The organism is Pseudomonas sp. LAIL14HWK12:I1 (assembly GCF_003202095.1).
GTDB classification, from domain to species: Bacteria; Pseudomonadota; Gammaproteobacteria; order Pseudomonadales; family Pseudomonadaceae; genus Aquipseudomonas; species Aquipseudomonas monteilii.
In genome coordinates this window covers 616,572-632,843 of record NZ_QJKG01000001.1, presented here as the reverse complement: position 1 = coordinate 632,843, position 16,272 = coordinate 616,572, and the positions used below count along the sequence as shown (strand labels likewise).

The following is a 16,272-nucleotide window of genomic DNA, read 5'->3' as shown; positions in this document are numbered from 1 at the left end:
CGCCTACCGCAGGCCCTGTTTGGGTGCATAGGCTGAGTATTTCTTGCCCACAGATTGAACAAGAGGCGACACGCAATGGGACGTTTGACCACACACGTACTGGATGCCGCGCATGGCTGCCCGGGCAGCTCGATCAAGGTCGAGCTGTACCGTGTCGAAGGCCAGCAGCTGGAGCTGGTGAACACCGCCCTGACCAACAGCGATGGCCGCGTCGACGCGCCGTTGCTGCAAAGTGACGATTACCGCTCAGGCGTTTACCAACTTCAATTCAGCGCTGGCGATTACTACCGCGCCCGTGGTGTGCAACTGCCGGCCCAGGCGTTTCTGGATGTTGTTGTGCTGCGCTTTGGCATCGACGAGCAACAGGAGCACTACCACGTGCCGCTGCTGATCTCGCCATACAGCTATTCGACCTATCGTGGAAGCTAGTTGGTCGCTAGAAGAATCTTCGTAGGTCCTTTGGCCCGCTCTCACACTGGCGGGCTTTTTTTATTGGCGTACTTCGCTGACAGGATTCTTGAAAATCGCTCCCGATTTGTAGGATATGTGATCCAGCGCGCCTGAAACCAATGTGGCGGCACCATTGAACAAGGCGCCGGTCGCAGCGGCCGGATCTCCGGTCTGCGCCAGTTGCATCCCCCAGCCGGCGGTGCTGTGAAGATGCAGTGTGGTGTTGCTGTTCTCTGACCAGGTTCCTTCTGCGTAGTAAGCGGCTTGTTTTGCTGAAAGCGCGCCATCACCGTGTGATCCCAGATTTTCGTTGACCCGGTTCACCGCGTTGTTGAAAGGTTTGTCAGCCTTGCTCGCGTTTCTCCAGAGGTTGTATCGGTGCTCCGGGAAATTCTCAGGCGGTATCGGCCCGCGAGTGAGTGCACGCTTGCTGGTAGTGAAAACTTCACCGATGAAGTCACGGTGTTTTCTGGCCCCGAATACAATCCCTCCTCCTGCTAGCAACTTGGTAGCGGTCTTGTACAGCAAAGCATTTCTGCCGCTCGGGTCTATCCGATTGATCGGGTCTGCTTCGCAGTAGACATAGCTGTTCAAACCACCTCGGTCAAAAGGGCTTAGGTTGTCTGAACGAAGAAACCTCATCAGCACCGGGCTGTACATGCGATGGCCGTTACCCAGCGGATAAAGGCCTGTGAGCGTGTCATGAAAATCGCCATTGAAGGCCAGTAGGCTTTCACAAGACGTGCCGTGGCCAAATGGGGTATAGGCTGGCATTCAACTCTCTCCAGCGGTTGCGCTAAATGTGACCGTAAATTTATATCAAGCCTCCGATTACCCCGCACCTGGCAAAAATAACAGTGCGGCGCGGTTCAATGTGCGGTACTGAATATGACTAAGGGCGCCGAGGCGCCCTTTGTTGAAGCGGTTGAAGTTAAAGGAACACAAACTTGGCAATGAAAATCGCGCACAGCACCCACAGGCTGGCGGAGATTTCCTTGTATTTCCCGGTGCCCGCCTTCAACGCGACGTAGCTGATGAAACCCAGCGCAATACCATCGGCGACCGAGAAGGTCAGCGGCATCATGATCACCGTGACGATAGCCGGAATGCTGTCGGTGGCCTCATCCCAATGAATGTGCGCCATGCTACCCATCATCAGCATCGCCACGTAGATCAGCGCACCGGCTGTGGCATAGGCAGGAATCATCCCGGCCAGTGGCGCGAAGAACATCGCGGCGATGAACAGCAGGCCTACCACCACTGCAGTCAGGCCAGTACGACCGCCCGCTGCCACACCCGCAGCACTTTCCACATAACTGGTGACCGGTGGCACACCCACCACTGCACCGAACACACTTGATGCACTGTCAGCCTTCAAAGCCTTCGAAAGGTTCTCGATCCGCCCGTCCGGCGCCACCAGGTTGGCGCGCTGCGCCACGCCCATCAGCGTGCCGGCGGTGTCGAACATGTGCACGAACAGAAACGCCAGCACCACGCTGATCATGCTGACGTTGAACACGCCAGCCACATCCATCGCCATCCAGGTCGGTGCCAGGCTTGGCGGCATCGACATCACCCCGCCAAACTTGACCAGCCCCAGGCCCCAGCCCGCCAGGGTCACGCCAATGATGCTGATCAGGATCGCGCCAAACACCCGCTTGTAGCTGAGGATGGCAATCAGCAGGAAGCACACGGCTGCCAGCAGTGGCCCTGGCTCATGCAGCGAGCCCAGCTTGATCAGGGTAGCGGGGCTGTCGACGATGATGCCTGCCGTCTTCAGGCCGATCAGCCCGAGAAACAATCCGACGCCGGCCCCCATGGCATGGCGCAGGCTGACCGGAATGCTGTTCAGCAACCATTCGCGCACTTTCGACAAGGTCAGGAACATGAACAGCACCCCCGAGACGAACACCGCCCCCAGCGCCGTTTCCCAGTTGTAGCCCATGGTGCCGACCACGGTGTAGGTAAAGAAGGCGTTAAGCCCCATGCCCGGGGCCAGGCCCACCGGCCAGTTGGCGTACAGGCCCATCAGCAGGCAGCCCAGCGCGGCGGCGATGCAGGTGGCGACGAAGGCGGCACCATGGTCGATGCCGGCGTCGGCCATGATGTTGGGGTTGACGAAGATGATGTAGGCCATGGTGATGAAGGTGGTCACCCCGGCGATCATTTCGGTTTTGACGGTGCTGCCGTGTTGCTTGAGTTTGAAAATCCGCTCCAGCCAGCTCGTTTCGAGCGGTGGGGCGAGATCCAGCGTAGGGGCTTCGGATTTGCGGCTTTCCACAGCGAGTACTCCTCAAGTCTTTCTTGTTGTTATGGAGCCATTTTCCTGAGCAATGCACTTGGAGGCTCCGCGAGGGAAGGCAGACGTCTGACCATTTTGTTGACTCATGGGTCAAGAAGTTGCTCGGTGGATTATGCTTTTGTGTACAAAGAATGCAAATAATGTTTTATGTTTTGTGTGCGCAATGCGTCGTACAACGGCTATATAGCTAAAACGCCACCTGCGGAATCGCCTCAGCCTGTGTACAATGGCGCCATACTTTCTCTTCGTGCCTCGAGAGCCCATGAACGAACAGCTGCAACCTCTGAAAAAACCTGCACGTGTCGGCAAGGCCGGCCGCAGCGGTACCCAGGACGACATCGTCTACGCGCACATTTTCGAGGCGATCCTCGAGCAGCGCCTGGCGCCGGGCACCAAGTTGAGCGAGGAAGCGCTGGGCGAAATCTTTGGCGTCAGCCGCACCATCATCCGCCGCGCCCTGTCGCGCCTGGCCCACGAAAGCGTGGTGCTGCTGCGGCCGAACCGCGGTGCGGTGGTGGCCAGCCCGACGGTGGAAGAAGCGCGCCAGGTGTTCTTCTCGCGGCGCATGGTGGAGCGGGCCATTACCGAACTGGCCGTGCAGCACGCCACCCTCGACCAGCTCAACGAGCTGCGGCAGATGGTGCGTGAAGAGCGCGACAGCTTCTCGCGTGGCGACCGGGGCGCTGGCATTCGTCTTTCCGGCGAGTTCCACCTCAAGCTGGCCGAGGCAGCGGGCAATGCACCGCTGGTAAGCTTCCAGCGCAGCCTGGTGTCGCAGACTTCGCTGATCATCGCCCAGTACGAAAGCGGCAACCGCTCGCATTGCTCGTATGACGAGCACATGCAGCTGATCGATGCCATCGAGGCGCGTGATGCCGAACAGGCCGTGAGCCTGATGATGCATCACATGGACCACATCGACAGCAAGCTGAACCTGGACGAGGAGAGTGCCTCGGACGATCTGCATGCAGTGTTCTCGCACCTGCTGAAAAAGCCAAAGGTTTCGGCCAAGGGTTGATCGTTTGCCTGATTGATTGAGGGGCGCGAAGCGGCCCCAGTCATTTCTGGCCATTGACCAAAGGTCTGCTAAATTCTTGTGAGCAAACCTTCATCAAGCAGTTGGGCTTGCGCATTCGTTGCGTTCAACTTCTTGAGGAATGGATTCATGAGCATGTCCCTCGGTAAACGGATGGGGGCCGAACTGGTCGGCACCTTCTGGCTGGTTCTCGGCGGCTGTGGCAGTGCGGTACTCGCAGCCAGTTCCCCTGTCGGTATCGGCGTTCTCGGTGTTGCTTTCGCCTTCGGCCTCACTGTGCTGACCATGGCCTTCGCCATCGGTCATATCTCCGGCTGTCACCTCAACCCTGCCGTCTCGTTCGGGCTGGTTGTGGGTGGGCGTTTCCCGGCCAAGGAGCTGCTGCCCTACGTCATCGCACAAGTGATCGGCGCCATCCTGGCTGCAGGTGTGATCTATCTCATTGCCAGCGGCAAAGCGGGTTTCGAGCTTGCCTCAGGGTTGGCTTCGAACGGCTACGCCGACCACTCCCCTGGTGGCTACACATTGGGGGCGGGCTTTATCAGTGAAGTGGTGATGACCGCGATGTTCCTGGTGGTGATCATGGGGGCGACCGACTCCCGGGCACCGGCAGGGTTCGCACCGATTGCCATCGGCCTGGCCCTCACCCTGATCCACCTGATTTCCATTCCCGTGACGAACACCTCGGTCAACCCCGCGCGCAGTACAGGGCCGGCCTTGTTCGTCGGTGGCTGGGCCCTGCAGCAGCTGTGGCTGTTCTGGATAGCGCCGCTGATCGGGGCTGCAATCGGCGGCGCGCTGTACCGGGGCCTGGCGAAAGAACCTTAGCGCTGGTGCACGCAACGGCCTGCTGCGTAGGTTTCGCGCACAGTGCGGTCGTCGCCCAGGGTGGTGAGCACGAACAAGGTCTCTTCAATGCTGTTGGACTGTTGAATGCGGTAGTCCAGCAGCGGCGTTGCCTTGTAGTCCAGCACCACGAAGTCGGCATCGTTGCCCGGGCGCAGGCTGCCGATGCGGTCGTCCAGGCGCAGCGCACGGGCGCCGCCAAGGGTGGCCAGGTACAGTGACTTGTAAGGGTGCAGGCGCGCGCCTTGCAGCTGCATCACCTTGTACGCTTCGTTCAGGGTGTTGAGCAGCGAGAAGCTGGTGCCAGCGCCCACGTCGGTACCCAGGCCCACGTTGACCTTGAAGCGCTCAGCCTGGGGCATGTTGAACAGACCGCTGCCCAGGAACAGGTTGGAGGTGGGGCAGAAGGCCACGGCCGAGCCGGTTTCGGCCAGGCGCTGGCATTCCTCATCGCACAGGTGCACGCCGTGGGCGAACACCGAGCGCTCGCCCAACAGCTCGAAGTGGTCGTAGACGTCCAGGTAACCCTTCTGCTCGGGGAACAGCGACTTCACCCAATCGATTTCCTTGAGGTTTTCCGAAAGGTGCGTGTGCATATACACGCCTGGGTGCTCGTTCAGCAGTTGCCCAGCCAGGGTCAATTGCTCCGGCGTACTGGTCGGGGCAAAGCGTGGGGTGACCGCATAGTGCAGGCGGCCCTTGCCGTGCCAACGCTCGATGAGTGCTTTGCTTTCGGTGTAGCCGGACTCTGCCGTGTCGGTCAGGTAGTCCGGGGCGTTGCGGTCCATCATCACCTTGCCGGCGATCAGTCGCAGGTCCAGGCGCTCGGCTTCTTCGAACAAGGCATTGACCGATTCCGGGTGCACGCTGCCGAACACCAGCGCGGTGGTGGTGCCGTTTCGCAGCAGTTCCTTGAGGAAAATCTTCGCCACCTGATCGGCGTGGTCCTTGTCGGCGAACTGCTTTTCGCAAGGGAAGGTGTAGGTGTTCAGCCAGTCCAGCAGCTGCTCGCCGTAAGAGCCGATCATGCCGGTTTGCGGGAAGTGGATATGGGTATCGATAAAGCCTGGGGTAATCAGTGCGTCCTGGTAGTGTTCAACCGGGATGCCGGCATCCAGGGTCGGCAGCAGCTCGCTGGCGTGGCCAAGGGCGCTGATGCGGCCATCGTCGACCACCAGCAGGCCGTCCTCGAAGTACTCATGGGAAGCCTCCAGGCCCACCTCGGCCGGGTCGGCGATGCTGTGCAGGATGGCGGCGCGATAGGCTTTGCGGGTAACGGTCATAACACACTCGTCAAATGGCTTGGCTGCGCCGGGAAGGCGGCAGCAACTGGGCAATGGGGCCGGCATTGGCGCCAGCGTCGTGCTGGCCGAAGCAGGCGTTGTAGGTGGCGATGATTTCACCGGCGATGGACACAGCGATCTCGATAGGCAGCTTGCCCTTTACCTCGGGCAGGCCCATCGGGCAGCGCATGCGCGCCAGCACGGCATCGTCGTAACCGCGCTCGCGCAGGCGATGCTCAAACTTGACCCGTTTGGTCTTCGAGCCGATCAGGCCGAACCAGGTGAAGTCATTACGCTTGAGAATGGCGGCGGTCAGTTCCAGGTCGAGCTGGTGGTTGTGGGTCATGACGATGCAGTAGCAACCTGGCGGCAGGTCTGCGACTTCGTCGACCGGTTCTTCACTGACGACCTTGGTCACCCCGTTGGGGATGAGTTCGGGGAATTCCTGTTCGCGCGAGTCGATCCAGCGCACCCGGCAGGGCAGCGCGGCGAGCAAGGGTACCAGAGCACGGCCGACATGGCCCGCGCCGAACACGGCGATGTGCGCTTGCACCGCAGCCATGGGCTCGAACAACAGCACGGTAGCGCCGCCGCAGCACTGGCCCAGGCTGGCCCCGAGGCTGAAGCGCTCCAGGTGTGGGGTGGTGCGCTGTTCTTCGAGCATTTGCCGGGCGATGTGCAGGGCCTTGTATTCCAGGTGGCCACCGCCGATGGTGTCGAACAGGCCATTGGCGCTGACGACCATTTTCGAGCCGGCGTTACGCGGGGTGGAGCCGCGTTCTTCGATGATGGTCACCAGTACGCAGGCTTCGCCACGGGACTGGTGGTCGGCGAGGGCGTTGATCCATTGGTGCATGATGCAACCTCTCTATGTTGCGCCGCAGGCTCTGTGGGAGCGGGCGTGCCCGCTCCCACAGGGTTCCTCGCTGTCAGTGGGGGACGGTTTCCAGTTCCGGTTTGGCAGGCTGCGCCGCCGCCACCGCCTTGCGCATCTGCTCACAGCCCCACAACACCCGCTCCGGTGTCGCCGGTGCATCGATGTTCGGCTGCACCCGGTAATCGGCAATACTGGCCACGGCATCCTTGATCGCACACCAGGCGGCGATGCCAAGCATGAACGGCGGCTCGCCCACGGCCTTGGAATGGAACACGGTGTCTTCCGGGTTCTTGCGGTTCTCCACCAGCTTTACCCGCAAGTCCAGCGGCATGTCGGCCACCGCCGGGATCTTGTAGCTGGCCGGGCCATTGGTCATCAGCTTGCCCTTGGCGTTCCACACCAGTTCTTCGGTGGTCAGCCAGCCCATGCCCTGGATGAAGCCGCCTTCCACCTGGCCGATGTCGATGGCCGGGTTCAGCGAGTCGCCCACGTCGTGCAGGATGTCGGCGCGCAGCATCTTGTATTCGCCGGTCAGGGTATCGACGATCACTTCCACGCAGGCGGCGCCGAAAGCGAAGTAGTAGAACGGCCGGCCGCGCGCCTGGCTGCGGTCGTAGAAGATCTTCGGCGTGCGGTAGAAACCGGTGCTGGACAGCGATACCTGGGCGAAGTACGCCTGCTGCACCAGTTGCTCGAAGCTGACGATCTGGTCGCGTACACGCACATGGCCATTGCGGAACTCGACGTCCTCCTCGGTCACGTTGTAATGCCGCGCCGCGAACTCTGTCAGGCGCTTCTTCAGTATTTCGGCAGCGTTCTGCGCCGCCTTGCCGTTCAGGTCGGCGCCACTGGAGGCTGCGGTCGGCGAGGTGTTGGGCACCTTGTCGGTGTTGGTGGCGGTGATCTGGATGCGGCTGAAATCTACCTGGAAGATCTCGGCGACCACCTGCGCGACCTTGGTGTTCAGGCCCTGGCCCATCTCGGTGCCACCGTGGTTCAGGTGAATGCTGCCGTCGGTATAGATGTGGATCAGCGCCCCGGCCTGGTTGAGGAAGGTGGCAGTGAACGAGATGCCGAACTTGACCGGCGTCAGCGCCAGGCCCTTCTTCAGTACCGGGCTGTTGGCGTTGAAGCGACGGATCGACTCACGGCGCTCGGCGTAGTCGCTGCTGGCTTCCAGGTCGGCAGTCATCTCATCGAGCATGTTGTGCTCGACGGTCTGGTAGTAGTGGGTGACGTTGCGCTCGGTTTTGCCGTAGTAGTTGGCCTTGCGCACCGCCAGCGGGTCGCGGCCCAGGTGGCGGGCGATGTGGTCCATCACCTGTTCGATGGCAACCATGCCCTGTGGGCCGCCAAAGCCACGGTAGGCGGTGTTGGAGGCCGTGTTGGTCTTGCAGCGGTGACCATGCACGGTGGCATCGCCCAGGTAGTAGGCGTTGTCGGAGTGGAACATGGCGCGGTCGACGATCGAACCGGACAGGTCGGGCGAGTAACCGCAGTTGCCGGCCAGGTCGAAGTTGATGCCGTGCAGGCGACCGTTGTCGTCAAAGCCCACGTCATATTCGACATAGAATGGGTGGCGCTTGCCGGTCATGGTCATGTCTTCGACACGCGGCAGGCGCATCTTGGTGGGCTGGCCGGTCAGGCGGGCCACTACCGCGCACAGGCACGCCGGGCTGGCAGCCTGGGTTTCCTTGCCGCCAAAACCGCCACCCATGCGGCGCATGTCCAGCACCACCTTGTTCATCGGCACGTCGAGCACTTCGGCCACCAGCTTCTGCACTTCGGTGGGGTTCTGCGTGGAGCAGTAGACGATCATGCCGCCATCCTCGGTGGGCATCACCGAGGAAATCTGCGTTTCCAGGTAGAAGTGTTCCTGGCCACCGATGTGCAGGGTGCCCTGAATGCGGTGTGGGGCGCTGGCCAGCGCGGCGGCGGAATCGCCGCGTTGGTGGGTGTGGCTGTCGAGCACGAAGTGCTTCTTGCGCAGTGCATCGACCACGTCCAGCACCGGCTCCAGGTCTTCATATTCGACAATGGCGGCCATGGCTGCACGGCGCGCGGTTTCCAGATCGCGGGCTGCTACGGCGAGTACCGGCTGGCCGAAGAACTCGACCTTGTCGATGGCCAGCAGCGGGTCGCCGGCCACCACAGGGCCGATGTCTTTCAGGCCGGGGATGTCTTCGTGGGTGATCGCGATGCGCACGCCTTCGAAGGCGTAGCACGGCGTGGTGTCGATGCGTAGGATGCGCGCATGGGCACGGTCGGCGGTGCGCGCATAGACGTGCAACTGGTTGGGGAATTCCAGGCGGTCGTCGATGTACAGCGCCTCGCCGGACACATGCTTGTCGGCACTGTCGTGCTTGACGCTGCGGCCGACCCCGGTGGTGAGGTCCTGGCTGAACAGCTCGGCCATCTCGGCCTGGCTTTTGGCTACGTGATGGTTAGACATAAGCGGTCACCCGGGTTTCGATGTACGGCGTTTGCTGTTCGATGAAGTACTTGCGCAGCAGGTTCTGCGCGGTCAGCAGGCGGTATTCCTTGCTGGCGCGGAAGTCGCTGAGCGGGGTGAAGTCCTCGGCCAGGGCCTGGCAGGCGCGCTCGATGGCAGCCTGGTCCCACGGTTTGCCACGCAGCGCCGCTTCGCAGGCACGGGCGCGTTTGGGGATGGCGGCCATGCCGCCGAAGGCGATGCGCACACCGCTGACCACGCCGTCTTCGATGCTCAGGTTGAACGCCCCGCACACGGCGGAGATGTCATCGTCCAGGCGTTTGGACACCTTGTCGGCGCGGAACGCCCAGTCGCGGGTGGCGCGCGGTACGATGATTTTCTCGATGAACTCGCTGTCCTGGCGGGCGGTAATGCGGTAATCGATGAAGTAGTCTTCCAGTGGCATTACCCGCTGACGCTCGCCTTGGCGCAGGACGACCTGCGCATCCAGGGCGATCAGCAGGGGCGGCGAGTCGCCGATCGGCGAGGCGTTGCCGATGTTGCCTCCGAGGGTGCCCTGATTGCGGATCTGCAGCGAGGCAAACCGGTGCAGCAAGGCACCGAAGTCTGGGTACTCCTCGTTCAGCGCGCCGTAGCAGTCGGTGAGGGGGGTGGCGGCGCCGATTTCCAGGTGGCTGGCGGTTTTCTCGATGCGCTTGAGCTCGGCCACGTGGCCGACGTAGATCATCACCGGCAAGGTCTTGTGGAACTGGGTCACTTCAAGCGCAAGGTCGGTACCGCCGGCCAGCAGGCGGGCTTCGGGGTGCGAGCTGTAAAGGTCGGCCAGGTCGGCCACGGTCAGCGGCACCAGGCAGCGTTTGTCGCCGCTGTTCAGTTCGCCGGTCTGGGTGGGTGCAATGGCCTTGAGGCGGCTGATGGTTTGCGCCTGCTGGGCATCGAACTGGTCGCGGCAGGGCTGGCGGCAGCTCTGCTCGGCAGCGTCTAGAATCGGCCGATAGCCGGTGCAGCGGCACAGGTTGCCGGCCAGGGCTTCCTGGGCCTGATGCAGGTCGGGGCCACTGCTGTTCTTTTGCAGGGCGAACAGCGACATCACGAAACCGGGGGTGCAGAAGCCGCATTGCGAGCCATGGCAATCGGCCATGGCCTGTTGCACGCTGTGCAGCTGGCCCTGTTGCTTGAGGCCTTCAACGCTGATCAATTGCTTGCCGTGCAGCGACGAGACAAACGTCAGGCACGAGTTGAGGCTGCGATAACGCAGGCTGTCGTTGCCCTGGTCGTCCTGGGTCAGTTCGCCGACCACCACGGTGCAGGCGCCGCAGTCACCACTGGCGCAGCCCTCCTTGGTGCCGGGTTTGCCCAAGTGCTCGCGCAGGTACTGCAGCACCGTCATGTTCGGGTCCAGGGCGTGCTCGCTGCGCAACTCCTGGTTGACGAGAAACTGGATCACGGGGATGGCCTCGCAATGGTTTTATTGTTGTTGGGCGGACTCTAAGCAAGACCTGTCTAGCAGGTCAATATTTTTCTGACCCAAAGGTCAAGAAATTGCGTATGTCTACGCCCGGCCGAACACATTGCCTATGGAACAAGCATAGATCGCGCCGGGCGTGTGGCTGTCTGGCAGGTCAAATAAACCGCCTGGCCCCTCTGCGCGATTACCGCCCAAGTACGCTACAATCCGCCCCTTGTGCCCAGTTCAATGATTTTGAAGGAAAACCATGACGTTCAAGGCCCCGGACAGCCTCTCCGAGCAGATTGCCGATTACCTGGCCGAACGCATCATCCGCGGCGAGCTGGCGCCAGGCGAGCGTATCCAGGAGCAGAAGGTTACCCAGGCGCTCAACGTCAGCCGTGGCTCGGTGCGTGAAGCGTTGCTGATCCTCGAGCGCCGCCACCTGGTGGCGATTTTGCCGCGCCGAGGTGCCCATGTAACCGAGCTGGACGAGCGCAGCGTGCGCAGCCTGTGTTCGTTGATGGGCGAGTTCTACATCCTGCTGGGCAACGCGGTTGCGCAAAAATGGCGCACTGAAGCCGACCTGCGCCCGTTTCTGGAGATCCAGCAGCGCCTGCAGCGTGCCCATGACCAGCTCGACATCAAGGCCTTCGTCGCCCACAGCTTTGCGGTCATGCGTGCGGCTTATCCGTTCGCCGACAACCCGTTCCTGCAGGAAACCGTGGAAAACCTCCAGCCAGCCATGAGCCGTGCCTACTACCTGTCGCTGGACCAGCGCCAGGCCAACATGATCGACTACCTCGACTTGTTCGCCCGCCTGCTCGAAGCCGTGGTCGCCCGCGACCTGCCGCGTATTCGCGAGGTGCTCACCGCCTACGGCCAGCGCAGCTGCGAACTGGTGCTGGCGGCGCTGGCCCGAGGCTGACCGATGCGCCTGAAGTGCATTCGCCTGGCCGGGTTCAAGTCGTTCGTCGACCCGACCACGGTCAACTTCCCCAGCAACATGGCGGCTGTCGTCGGCCCCAACGGCTGCGGCAAGTCCAACATCATCGACGCAGTGCGCTGGGTGATGGGCGAGAGTTCGGCGAAGAACCTGCGTGGCGAGTCGATGACCGACGTCATCTTCAACGGCTCCAGTGGCCGCAAACCAGTCAGCCAGGCCAGCATCGAACTGGTGTTCGACAACAGCGAAACCACCCTGGTCGGCGAGTACGCCGCCTACGCCGAGATTTCGATCCGCCGCAAGGTCACCCGCGACGGGCAGAACAGCTATTACCTCAACGGCACCAAGTGCCGCCGGCGCGACATTACCGATATCTTCCTGGGTACTGGCCTGGGGCCGCGCAGCTACTCGATCATCGAGCAGGGCATGATTTCCAAGCTGATCGAGGCCAAGCCCGAGGAGCTGCGCAACTTCATCGAGGAAGCCGCCGGCATTTCCAAGTACAAGGAACGCCGCCGCGAAACCGAAAACCGCATCCGCCGCACCCAGGAAAACCTGGCCCGGCTGACCGACCTGCGCGAAGAGCTGGAACGCCAGCTGGAACGCCTGCACCGCCAGGCCCAGGCAGCTGAGAAGTACCGTGAGTACAAGGCCCAGGAGCGCCAGATGAAGGCGCGTCTGTCGGCCTTGCGCTGGCGCGACCTGGATGAGCGAGTGCGTCAGCGTGAGTCGGTGATCGGCGACCAGGACGTGTCCCATGAGGCGTTGGTGGCCGAGCAGCGCAACGCCGATGCCAGCATCGAGCGCCTGCGCGACGGTCATCACGAACTGTCCGAGCGCTTCAACCAGGTGCAGGGCCGCTTCTATTCGGTGGCCGGTGATATCGCTCGGGTTGAACAGAGTATCCAGCACGGTCAGCAGCGCCTGCGCCAGTTGCAGGACGACTTCAAGGAAGCCGAGCGCACGCGCCTGGAGACTGAGTCGCACCTGGGCCATGACCGCACTTTGCTGGCCACCTTGAGCGAAGAGCTGGCCATGCTGGAGCCCGAGCAGGAAATGACCCTTGCCTCTGCCGAAGAGGCTGCTGCCGCTCTTGAAGAGGCCGAGCTGGGCATGCACGGTTGGCAGGAGCAGTGGGACAGCTTCAACAGCCGCTCCGCCGAGCCGCGCCGCCAGGCCGAGGTGCAGCAGGCGCGCCTGCAGCAGCTCGAAGCCAGCCTGGAGCGTCTGGCCGAACGCCAGCGCAAGCTGGGCGAGGAGCGTGAGCAACTGGGTAGCGACCCGCAGGATGCCGCCATGCTTGAACTGGCTGAGCAGTTGGCCAGCAGCGAAATACTGCTGGAAGAACTGCAACTGTCGGAAGAGCAGGTGGTCGAGCGACTGGAAGGCGGGCGCGAGCAGTTGCAACAGGCCACCCAGGCACAACAACAGGCGCAGGGTGACCTGCAGCGCCTGGGCGGCCGGTTGGCTTCGCTGGAGGCTTTGCAGCAGGCCGCGCTGGAGCCGGGTGCAGGTGCTGCTGACTGGCTGCAAAGCCAAAGCCTGGCGCAGCAGCCGCGCCTTGCAGAAGGCCTGCGGGTGGAGCCGGGTTGGGAGCTGGCTGTGGAAACGGTGCTTGGCGCCGATCTGCAAGCCGTACTGGTGGACGACTTCGGCAAGCTCGATTTTGCCGGCCTGGAGCAGGGCGAGTTGCGCTTGCTTCTGGCCAGCGCCGACAACGCATCCTTGCCCGGCAGCCTGCTGGAAAAAGTTGAAGGCCCTATCGACCTGGCGCCGTGGCTTGGCCAGGTCAAACCGGTAGAAAACCTGGCCGAGGCGCTGGCCCGGCGCGCAGCCCTTGCTGAAGGGCAAAGCCTGGTCAGTCGTGATGGTTATTGGGTTGGCCGGCATTTCCTGCGGGTTCGTCGTGGTGGTGAGGCCGAAGGCGGGGTTTTGGCACGCGGTCAGGAAATCGAACGGTTAGGTCAGGAGCAGCTGGAGCAGGAGGCGGCGCTGGAGCAACTGGAACAGCAACTGCAAACCCTGCGCGAGCAGCAGCTGGACCTGGAAGAGCAGCGCGAACAGCTGCGCCGCCGCAGCCAGGAAGAAAACCGCCTGCATGGCGAACTCAATGCCAGCCTGTCGGCCAGCCGTGCCCGCGCCGAGCAGGTCGAATTGCGCCGCCGGCGCCTGCAGGAAGAATTGGCTGAGCTGGAAGAGCAGCGTGCCCTGGAGCATGAGCAGCTGGGCGAATCACGCCTGCTGCTGCAAGAAGCCCTGGAACTGATGGCCCAGGACACCGAGCAACGTGAACAGTTGATGGCGCGCCGCGACACGCTGCGTGAAGGCCTCGATCGGGTGCGCCAGGAAGCCCGTCAGCACAAGGACCACGCCCACCAGCTGGCCGTGCGCCTGGGGTCGCTGCGCGCCCAGCACGATTCCACTCGTCAGGCGCTGGAACGCCTGGAGCAGCAGGCCGCGCGCCTGACCGAGCGCCAGGAGCAACTGAGCCTGAACCTGGAGGAGGGCGAGGCCCCGCAGGAAGAGCTGCGCCTGAAGCTGGAAGAGCTGCTGGAGCGGCGTATGAGCGTCGACGAGGAAATGCGCAAGGCCCGCCTGCACATGGACGAAGCCGACCGCGAACTGCGCGATGCCGAAAAACGCCGCACCCAGGCCGAGCAGCAAGCGCTGGTGTTGCGCGGCCAACTGGAACAGTTGCGCCTAGAATGCCAAGGTTTGGATGTGCGGCGCAAAACCTTGCAGGAGCAGCTGCTGGCCGATGGCTATGACCTGCAAGGTGTGCTCGCCACCCTTGAGGCTGACGCCAGCGAGCAGGGTACCGAGCAGGAGCTGGAGCAGCTTGAAGCACGCATCCAGCGCTTGGGTGCGATCAACCTGGCGGCCATCGAAGAATACGAGCAGCAGTCCGAGCGCAAGCGCTACCTGGACGCGCAAGACGCCGACCTGGTCGAAGCCCTGGAGACCCTGGAAAACGTCATCCGCAAGATCGACAAGGAAACCCGCAACCGCTTCAAGGATACCTTTGATCAGATAAATGCCGGATTACAGGCACTTTTCCCAAAAGTTTTCGGGGGCGGCAGCGCTTATCTGGAACTGACGGGCGAAGATCTACTCGATACAGGGGTGACGATCATGGCACGGCCACCGGGCAAGAAGAACAGCACCATCCATCTGCTGTCCGGCGGCGAGAAGGCACTGACCGCTTTGGCGCTGGTGTTTGCCATTTTCAAGTTGAACCCCGCACCGTTCTGCATGCTCGACGAAGTCGACGCGCCGCTGGACGATGCCAACGTCGGGCGCTACGCCCGTCTGGTCAAGGAAATGAGTGAAAGCGTGCAGTTCATCTACATCACCCATAACAAGATTGCCATGGAGATGGCGGATCAATTGATGGGGGTAACCATGCATGAACCCGGGTGTTCACGCCTTGTTGCAGTTGATGTGGAGGCAGCCATGGCCATGGTCGATGCGTGATGCGCGACGATGGGGGCACATTCTGTAGCGAAATGCCCCCGCCATGTGCGACAGACGGTGTAAAGTTGTCTTTGGTCGTGCTAGCTTAATGTCACTCGTTTTTTGCGTGGGTAAAACGCCTGTCAGAACATAGAGTTGGCGCCACGTGTTAAAGGGCTTTGAACCCTTTGTTTTCAAGCATATTTTTATAGAGGCACGGGATTACATGGAAATCGGTCTGCGCGAGTGGCTGATCGTCATCGGCATCATTGTCATTGCCGGGATTCTTTTCGACGGCTGGCGCCGCATGCGCGGCGGCAAAGGCAAGTTGAAATTCCGTCTGGATCGCAGTTATTCCAACCTGCCGGACGAAGACGGCGGCAGTGCCGAAGTGCTCGGCCCGTCGCGGGTGCTGGATACCCACAAGGAGCCTGAGCTGGACGAAAGCGACCTGCCGTCGCTCAGCGCTTCTGCGCGTGATCGTGAGCGCGAGCCCAAGCCGGTCAAGGCCGGCAAGCGCGGCAAGCGTGCGGCCGCCGACGTACAGCAGGGCGACCTGAACCTCAGCGCCGAGCCGCGTGAGCCGGACCTGTTTGCCGAAAGCGACGACGACTTCGCCGCCGACAACACCCGCAATAGCGGTGCGGCCCCTGCCAGCAGCAGCGTGAAGGAGCTGCCGCCGGCCGAGGAAGTGCTGGTTATCAGCGTGATCTCCCGCGACGAGGGCGGCTTCAAGGGCCCGGCACTGCTGCAGAACATTCTGGAAAGTGGCTTGCGCTTCGGCGAAATGGACATCTTCCACCGCCACGAGAGCATGGCCGGCCACGGCGAAGTGCTGTTCTCCATGGCCAACGCGGTCAAGCCTGGCGTGTTCGACCTGGACGACATCGACCACTTCAGCACCCGTGCCGTCAGCTTCTTCCTCGGCTTGCCGGGCCCGCGCCATCCGAAGCAAGCCTTCGACGTGATGGTGGCTGCGGCACGCAAGCTGGCCCACGAACTGAACGGTGAGCTCAAGGACGACCAGCGCAGCGTGCTGACCGCCCAGACGATCGAGCACTACCGCCAGCGTATCGTCGAGTTCGAGCGCCGCGCGCTGACCCAGAAGCGCTGATGTGCCCAAGTGGGCAGACCTCTGTCCACCCTGTTTCAAGCGCAAGAGCAGCCAAGGGCTGCTCTT

12 protein-coding genes are annotated in these 16,272 nt (G+C 62.2%); 6 read left to right on the top strand and 6 right to left on the bottom strand.

Features of this window, described 5'->3' with window-relative positions; translation table 11 throughout:
- Positions 1 to 75 precede the first annotated feature (75 nt).
- Entirely contained in the window at positions 76 to 429 is a 354-nt protein-coding gene (gene uraH, locus D906_RS02760) for a hydroxyisourate hydrolase (protein WP_027615234.1), read from the top strand.
- Positions 430 to 489: 60 nt separating this feature from the next.
- Here the strand turns inward: uraH and D906_RS02755 are convergent, their stop codons facing one another.
- Positions 490 to 1,224, bottom strand: coding sequence for an RHS repeat-associated core domain-containing protein (locus tag D906_RS02755; protein WP_019099540.1), 735 nt, complete (start codon positions 1,222 to 1,224; stop codon positions 490 to 492).
- Between the two features lie 157 nt (positions 1,225 to 1,381).
- Positions 1,382 to 2,731: an NCS2 family permease gene (locus tag D906_RS02750; protein ID WP_003254327.1), complete on the bottom strand. Its 1,350-nt coding sequence runs from the start codon at positions 2,729 to 2,731 to the stop codon at positions 1,382 to 1,384.
- Between the two features lie 283 nt (positions 2,732 to 3,014).
- On the opposite strand from D906_RS02750, the gene D906_RS02745 reads away from it, so the two are divergent.
- Together D906_RS02745 and aqpZ are read left to right on the top strand one after the other, a co-directional pair.
- Positions 3,015 to 3,770, top strand: coding sequence for a GntR family transcriptional regulator (locus D906_RS02745; RefSeq protein ID WP_012273431.1), 756 nt, complete (start codon positions 3,015 to 3,017; stop codon positions 3,768 to 3,770).
- A 147-nt stretch (positions 3,771 to 3,917) separates the two neighbouring features.
- Positions 3,918 to 4,616 (top strand): aquaporin Z, encoded by a 699-nt coding sequence (aqpZ, locus tag D906_RS02740; RefSeq protein ID WP_027615233.1) that lies wholly within the window; start codon positions 3,918 to 3,920, stop codon positions 4,614 to 4,616.
- On the opposite strand, the gene guaD is transcribed toward aqpZ, so the two are convergent.
- The 4 genes from guaD to xdhA form a co-directional block, all read right to left on the bottom strand.
- On the bottom strand, positions 4,613 to 5,917 hold the full coding sequence (guaD, locus tag D906_RS02735) for a guanine deaminase (RefSeq protein WP_027615232.1): 1,305 nt from the start codon (positions 5,915 to 5,917) through the stop codon (positions 4,613 to 4,615). The genes aqpZ and guaD overlap by 4 nt on opposite strands.
- A gap of 10 nt (positions 5,918 to 5,927) precedes the next feature.
- Positions 5,928 to 6,773 carry a xanthine dehydrogenase accessory protein XdhC gene (gene xdhC / locus D906_RS02730; protein WP_019099543.1) on the bottom strand — a complete coding sequence of 282 codons (846 nt, stop codon included), beginning with the start codon at positions 6,771 to 6,773 and terminating at the stop codon, positions 5,928 to 5,930.
- Between the two features lie 73 nt (positions 6,774 to 6,846).
- Positions 6,847 to 9,246: a xanthine dehydrogenase molybdopterin binding subunit gene (gene xdhB, locus D906_RS02725; RefSeq protein ID WP_019099544.1), complete on the bottom strand. Its 2,400-nt coding sequence runs from the start codon at positions 9,244 to 9,246 to the stop codon at positions 6,847 to 6,849.
- Positions 9,239 to 10,693 (bottom strand): xanthine dehydrogenase small subunit, encoded by a 1,455-nt coding sequence (xdhA, locus tag D906_RS02720; protein ID WP_027615231.1) that lies wholly within the window; start codon positions 10,691 to 10,693, stop codon positions 9,239 to 9,241. Before xdhA ends, xdhB begins: the two co-directional genes overlap by 8 nt.
- Before the next feature lie 268 nt (positions 10,694 to 10,961).
- On the opposite strand from xdhA, the gene D906_RS02715 reads away from it, so the two are divergent.
- The 3 genes from D906_RS02715 (at position 10,962) to zipA (ending at position 16,206) form a co-directional block, all read left to right on the top strand.
- The gene (locus D906_RS02715; protein ID WP_019099546.1) at positions 10,962 to 11,621 is read left to right on the top strand and encodes a GntR family transcriptional regulator; all 660 of its coding nucleotides are present in this window, start codon (positions 10,962 to 10,964) and stop codon (positions 11,619 to 11,621) included.
- A gap of 3 nt (positions 11,622 to 11,624) precedes the next feature.
- Complete coding sequence (gene smc, locus D906_RS02710) at positions 11,625 to 15,113, top strand: chromosome segregation protein SMC (RefSeq protein WP_019099547.1); 3,489 nt, start codon at positions 11,625 to 11,627, stop codon at positions 15,111 to 15,113.
- A 205-nt stretch (positions 15,114 to 15,318) separates the two neighbouring features.
- The gene (gene zipA / locus D906_RS02705; RefSeq protein WP_019099548.1) at positions 15,319 to 16,206 is read left to right on the top strand and encodes a cell division protein ZipA; all 888 of its coding nucleotides are present in this window, start codon (positions 15,319 to 15,321) and stop codon (positions 16,204 to 16,206) included.
- Positions 16,207 to 16,272 lie beyond the last annotated feature (66 nt).